The organism is Mycobacterium sp. (assembly GCF_035603715.1).
GTDB lineage: Bacteria > Actinomycetota > Actinomycetes > Mycobacteriales > Mycobacteriaceae > Mycobacterium.
In genome coordinates, this window is record NZ_DATNJW010000153.1 from 1 (window position 1) to 6888 (window position 6888).

Consider the following 6888-nt stretch of genomic DNA (forward strand, 5'->3'; position numbering starts at 1 on the left):
GATCACCGGCGGACTCGGTGCACTCGGCCTGTACACGGCAGCCCACCTGGCCCAACTCGGGGCCGGCGACATCGTGTTGACCAGTCGCCGCGAGCCGGACGCGGAGGCGCAACGGACGATCGAGGAGATCACCGAGCGCCACAAGTGCCGCATCCACACCTTCGCCGCCGACGTCGGCGACGAAGCACAGGCCAGAACCCTGATGGAGCGAATCCGAGCGGAGTTGCCGCCGCTCGGCGGCGTGGCACACCTGGCAGGCGTGCTCGACGACGCGCTGATTTCACAGCAGAGCCCGGAACATTTCCGGACGACGTTGGCGCCCAAGGCTTTCGGCGCCTATCACCTGGACCGGTTGACCAGGAACGACGATCTTGAGTTCTTCATCGTGTACTCGTCGGCCTCCAGCGTGATCGGCTCGCCCGGCCAGGCGAACTACGCGACTGCCAATGCGCTGCTCGACGGGCTGGTTGCGGATCGCAGGGCGCAAGGCCTTCCCGCGACCGGCATCAACTGGGGCCCATGGGCGCAAGGCGGCATGGCCACGTCGCACGCCGCGCGCGCCAATCTCAGTGCGCAGGGCCTGATTCCGCTGGATCCGTCGGCCGCCTTGAACGCGCTCGACGAGATGCTCGCCCACGGAACCGGACAGGCAACCGTCATCAAAGCCAACTGGCAGCGTGCCGCGAAGGGGCTGGGCGGTACTCGCCCATGGATTCTCGACCACGTGCTGCCAAGCGCTGCCGCCGCGACACACGGCGACAGCGAGTTGCTCCGGCAGCTGCACGACGTACCCGACATAGAGCGCGGCAGCTTCCTCACCGAGTACCTGCGGCACGAAGTGCAGAACTTCCTGCGGCTCGCGCAACCGCCGGCCGCGAGCAGCCGGTTCCTGGAGCTGGGCACGGATTCGCTGATGGCGGTCGAATTCAGCAACCGGTTACTCCCCCAGTTCGGCGGCGCGTTCACGATCAGCGCCACCGCGGTATTCGACTACCCCACCATCGGCTCGCTGGCGGAATACCTGGCCGGTCAGGTGCCGGAGTTACAAGCGGACTCCGGCGGCGCGTCCGAAGCTGCCGGGTAGATCCCGAATCGACATAAGACACAGCAGATTTAGTAGGGGCGACATAATGAATCAGCAAAGCGACGTTGCAATGTCGGAGCACCTGGCTGACGACCTACTCTCCACGACAGCCGGTGGTTGGCGCAGTTTCTACAATCAACTGAGTCGCCGCTTGGAAGACATCGGGGTGGCCGACTCATCGTTTTTCCTCAATTACGGCTACGTCCCGACGACTTCTGACAACGAGTCGGCCTTCGCCATTCGCGAAGGTACCTTCAATGCGCACTCGGTCCGACTGGTGTTCGAAGTTGTCGGATCGATTGACCTGGACGACCGCACAGTTGTCGAAATAGGCTGTGGGCGCGGAGGCAACTCCAGACTCGTCGCGGAGAAATTCAGCGGTCATGTCATCGGCATCGATATGTCCTCAGAAGCGATCGAATTCTGCCGCAAAACGCATCTCGACAATTCGACGGATTTCCGGGTCGGCGACGCACTGAACATTCCCCTGGAAGACGGGTCCTGCGATGCCGTCCTCAATGTGGAGTCGTCACACTCATACGGGAATCTGCCGAAATTCCTGAACGAAGTTCGCCGGATCTGCCGGCCCGGGGCATGGTTTTTGCATACCGACTTCCTGAGCCCGGATGACTGGGATTACGTGCGGAGCCGTCTGCGCGCGCTCGGCTTTGTCACCGAAGCCGACCGCGACATCACTGCCAACGTGTTGGCCTCGCGCGATCAAGCGAGCAACAACTGGGCGCAGGTTTACGGCGATGGAAATTCCCGGGTGGCGAACTTTCTCGCGCTTCCCGGGTCGGCGATCTACGAGCAGATGCGGGCCGGCCTGCTGGAGTACCGGATTCTGAGATCCCAGTTGCGTACGGAGCCCACCTAGAGCGTCTAAGCGCGTGCACAGTTTGCGGCGCAAACGCCGACGGCATCGGCGATCCCCAAGGCCCGTCTTGTCCACTGCCGCAGACCGATTGTCCGAACCCTTAGACAACTGGTACGAGGCCCAGTATCGTCTAGAACTTGTTATACCCATGTTGATTAGTTGAGCTGGAGACCCGGTGAGTATCAATCCGTTCGACGACGGCGATGGCCGCTTTTTCGTCGTGATCAACGACGAAGAGCAACACAGTCTGTGGCCGGCCTTTGCCGATGTGCCAGCCGGCTGGCGAGTGGTGTACGGCGAGGGGGATCGCGCATCGTGCCTGGACTACATCGAAAAGAGCTGGACCGATATACGGCCTAAGAGCCTGCGCGACAGGTTGGCAACGAGACAGGGGGTTTCGATAGGTACACCGGATGAAATTTGACGACCAGGCAGTTCCGCTCACGCGCGGACAACTCGACATTTGGCTTGCGCAGGAGACCGGTCTCTCGGTTACGGAGTGGCAGCTCGGTGTACTTGTGCGGTTCGACGGAACGGTAAAGCCTGATGTGCTCAAACAGGCGATCCGTCAGGTGGTGCAAGAGGCCGAACCAGTCAGGGCCACTCTCTTCGAAGTGGACGGCCAGGTCTTCCAGAAGGCGACCGACTACCCGGACGTCGAGGTGGCCTTCCACGATCTGAGCGACGCACGTCATCCGGTGCAGGAAGCCCGCGCCATGGCATTGGAAATCCAGCGCACGCCAATGCCGCCTGCGGGCCCGATGTTCAAATTTGCTTTATTTCAGACATGGACCGACGAATTCTATTTGTTCGCATGCTTCCACCACTTAATCGTCGACGGATCCGGAATCACGCTTCTTGCCCATCGGATCGCAACTGTCTATGCCGCGTTAGTTTCTCAGGCAGCCATTCCTCCTGCCTTCTTCGGCTCGTTGCAGAACTTGGTGCGCGGCGAGGCAGAATACGAAGCTTCCACTGATTACCTGGAAGACGAAGCCTATTGGACCAAGAACCTGCCACCGGAAAGCGGCTCGAATTATCGGTTGCCGCAAGCCGAGGGTGCCGTTGAGACACAATCACCTTCTGCGCCGGTTCGATTGGACCCCACGGTCCTTCGGCAAGTTCAAGAGCTGTCCCAGGTATGGAACATGCCACGGTCGTCGATCATCACCGCGGCGTGTGCACTGTTGGTGCGCGGGTGGTGCGCCGAGGGTTCAGAGGTGGTGCTGGACTTCCCAGTCAGCAGGCGAGTGCGTCCGGACATGAAGACACTCCCTGGGATGGTTTCCGGGGCGGTGCCGCTGGTGTTGAAGCTTGGTCCCGGAGCTACGGTTGCCGATTTTTGTGAGCATGTTGACGCGCGGATACAAGAAGCACTGCAGCATCAGCGGTTTCCGGTGCATGCCCTGGAACGCAAAGGCCGCCCAGAGCTCCCCGCCAACAGGGTGAGCGTCAACTTCATGCCGTCGAAAATGACCATGGACTTCGCGGGTGTTGAGGCGTCGGCGTCATTCACCAATCCGGGCCAGGTCGGCGACTTCGGGTTCATCTTCTCCGGCGCCGGCGATCAGCTGTTTCTCAGCACAGCCGGCGTGCGGGGGCCGTTTGCGAATTTCGACGTCGCCGATCTAGCGAGAAGGTTGGGCCGGGTGTTGGCGGCGATGACCGCTGATCCGGGCCGGCGGCTCGCGTCGACTGATCTGCTCGACGCCGGTGAACATGCCGGTCTGCATGACTGGGGTAACCAGGCGGTGCTGACCCAGTCGGCACCTGCGCCGGAATCGATTCCGGCGGTGTTCGCGGCGCAAGTGGCCCGCGTGCCGGACGCGGTGGCGATCAGCGACGGGGAGCTTTCGTGGACCTACCGCGAGGTTGAGCAGGCCGCTAACCGGTTGGCGCATCTGTTGGCCCGCGAAGGTGTGGGCCCGGGGCAGCGGGTGGCGTTGCTGTTGCCCCGCACGGCTGAGGCGGTCGTGGCGATGTTGGCGGTGCTGAAATCCGGGGCGACATATGTGCCGATTGATCCGGTGGTCCCGGCGGCCCGAAGTGAGTTTGTGCTCGGTGATGCCGCGCCGGTAGCCGCAATCACCACCGCCGAGTTGCGTCCGCGGCTGGACGGGCACGACCTGTTGGTTATCGACATCCACGATCTTGCAGACTCCGCCGGTCACCTGCCCAGCACGGCGCTGGCGGCTCCGGCTGCTGATGAGATCGCCTACCTCATTTACACGTCGGGCACCACCGGAACCCCCAAGGGGGTGGCGATCCCGCACCGCAACGTGACGCGGCTGCTGGAGACCCTGGATGCTGATCTGGAGTTGGCCGGCCAAGTGTGGTCGCAATGTCATTCCTTGGCGTTCGACTTCTCGGTATGGGAGATCTGGGGCGCGCTGCTTTACGGCGGGCGGCTGGTGGTGGTGCCCGACTCCGTGGCGCGCTCGGCGGAAGATTTCCACGCCCTGCTGGCCGCTGAACAGGTCACGGTCCTGAGTCAGACCCCGTCGGCGTTTTATGCGCTGCAGACCGCCGACGCGCTCCGGCCCGAGCTGAGCCGTCAGCTCAAGCTTCAAGCGGTGGTGTTCGGCGGCGAGGCCCTCGAACCCCAGCGCCTCAGCACGTGGTTGAAAGCCCACCCCGGTTTTCCGCGGCTGATCAACATGTACGGCATCACCGAGACGACGGTGCATGCCTCGTTCCGGGAGATCCTCGGCGCTGACATCGAGAGCACTTCCAGCCCTATCGGGGTCCCGTTGGCTCACCTTGGCTTCTTCGTGCTCGATGCGTGGTTGCAGCCGGTGCCGGCAGGTGTCGTCGGGGAGCTGTATGTGGCCGGCGCCGGAGCAGCCTACGGGTACGTGGGCCGGGCCGGTCTCACCGGAACGCGGTTTGTGGCGTGTCCGTTCGGTGCGCCCGGGGAGCGGATGTATCGGACCGGCGACCTGGTCTGGTGGGGTCCCGACGGGCAGCTCAGGTATCTCGGGCGCGCCGATGAACAGGTCAAGATCCGCGGCTATCGCATCGAACTCGGCGATGTCCAGGCCGCACTCGGTGCGCTGAACGGGGTTGAGCAGGCGGTGGTGATCGTCCGCGAGGACCGCCCCGGCGACAAGCGGCTGGTGGGGTATGCCACCGGCACCGCCGACCTATCCACCGCGCGTGCGGTGCTGGCCGAGCGGCTGCCCGCGTACATGGTTCCGGCCGCGGTGGTGGCGATGAATACTCTGCCGCTCACGGTCAACGGCAAACTCGACACCCGCGCACTGCCCGCGCCTGACTACCAAGAAGGCGACAGCTACCGCGCTCCGGCGGACGCGGTGGAGGAGATCCTGGCCGGCATTTACGCCGAAGTCCTCGGGCTCGAGCAGGTCGGGGTCGACGAATCGTTCTTCGAGCTGGGCGGGGACAGCATCCTGTCGATGCAGGTAGTGGCGCGGGCGCGGGCCGCCGGCCTGGTGTGCCGGCCGCGCGACATCTTCGTCGAGCAGACTGTGGCCCGGCTGGCCGGAGTGGTCGAAGGTGCGGTTGGACAGGTCGATGAAGGCATCGGGCCGGTGGTCGCTACCCCGATCATGCGTTGGCTGGCAAGCGTCGATGGCCCGGTGCAGCACTTCAACCAGACCACGGTCGTGCAGGCCCCCGCGGGGGCGACCGAGGCCGACGTGGTGGTGCTGTTGCAGGCGTTGCTCGATCGGCATGCCATGTTGCGGCTGCGGGCCGAGGACGACGGCGCCGGCAGTTGGTCGTTCCAGGTGCCCGAAACCGGTTCGGTGGATGCCCGCGAGTGCCTGCTGACAGTAGAGGAGCTATCCGATACGGCGATGCTAACGGCCGGGTCGCGGTTGAACCCGGCCGCCGGGGTAATGCTCAGCGCGATATGGGTGACCTCTACCGCCCGTTTGGTGTCGATCGTGCACCACCTCGCCGTCGACGGCGTGTCGTGGCGGATCTTGATGGAAGACCTCAACATCGCCTGGGCCCAGCACCACCGCGGAGAGCAGGTGGTGTTGCCGGCGCCGGGGACGTCGTTTGCCCGGTGGTCGGAACTGCTCGCCGAGCACGCGAGCCGCCCGGAAGTCGTGCAGCAGGCGCCAGCGTGGCGGCAGGTGGCGGCGACGCCGGCGGCTTTGCCGGCGGTACGTCCCGAGCTGGATACCTATGCCAACGTCGGGCAGCTCGCGCTGGCGTTGGATGCGGAAACGACCCGCATACTTTTGGGTGAGGTGCCCACGGCGTTTCACACCGGCATACACGAGATCATGTTGATCGCGTTCGCCTTGGCGTGTGCGGAGTTCTTGGGCACTGGTGCCGCACCGGTCGCCATCGATGTGGAGGGCCACGGGCGCCACAATGAGCTGGCGCCCGATGTTGACCTGTCGCGCACCGTGGGTTGGTTTACCACCAAATACCCGGTGGCGTTGGCGGTGGGTGGGCTGTCCTGGACGCAGGTGGTGGCCGGCGATGCGGGGTTGGGAGCGCTGATCAAGGACGCCAAAGAGCAGCTGCGCGCCCTGCCCGAGCCCCTGACGTACGGGCTGCTGCGCTATCTGAATCCCGAGATTGACCTCGACGAGTCCGACCCGCCGATCGGGTTCAACTATCTGGGGCGGCTGGGCGCCGGGGCGGGCGAGTTCGGTGATGGATGGCAGATCAGTTGGGACGGCTTGGCGAACATCGACGCCGGCTTGAGGTTGCCAATGCCGTTGGCGCACACCGTAGAACTCAACGCCGGCATAATCGATACCGATTTCGGCCCGTTCCTGCGCGCCGCCTGGTGGTGGGCGCCGTCGGCGCTGGATCACGCGCAAGTCAGCCGACTGGGCCAATTGTGGTTCGACGCCCTGACCGGGATCTGCGCGAATGTACGCCGCGGCGGGGGCGGGTTGACGCCGTCGGATCTTGCGGTTGGCGGTTTGAGTCAGCAGCAGAT

At 64.2% G+C, this 6888-nt stretch carries 4 protein-coding genes; all 4 read left to right on the forward strand.

What is annotated here, in order from left to right; all coding sequences use genetic code 11:
• Window positions 1–1084, forward strand: a 1084-nt coding sequence (locus VN856_RS07035) for a beta-ketoacyl reductase (protein WP_325687491.1), incomplete at its 5' end; no start/stop codon positions are given.
• A 46-nt stretch (window positions 1085–1130) separates the two neighbouring features.
• Complete coding sequence (locus VN856_RS07040) at window positions 1131–1961, forward strand: class I SAM-dependent methyltransferase (protein WP_325687492.1); 831 nt, start codon at window positions 1131–1133, stop codon at window positions 1959–1961.
• A 175-nt stretch (window positions 1962–2136) separates the two neighbouring features.
• Window positions 2137–2385, forward strand: coding sequence for an MbtH family protein (locus VN856_RS07045; protein ID WP_325687494.1), 249 nt, complete (start codon window positions 2137–2139; stop codon window positions 2383–2385).
• Window positions 2375–6888 (forward strand): non-ribosomal peptide synthetase (locus tag VN856_RS07050; RefSeq protein ID WP_325687495.1); only part of this gene is annotated, 4514 nt, incomplete at its 3' end. The genes VN856_RS07045 and VN856_RS07050, both read left to right, overlap by 11 nt.

Excerpts from the sequence above, each read along its gene's own strand:
- VN856_RS07040 (WP_325687492.1), top strand. The coding sequence starts at position 1,131 with ATGAATCAGCAAAGCGACGTTGCAATGTCGGAGCACCTGGCTGACGAC.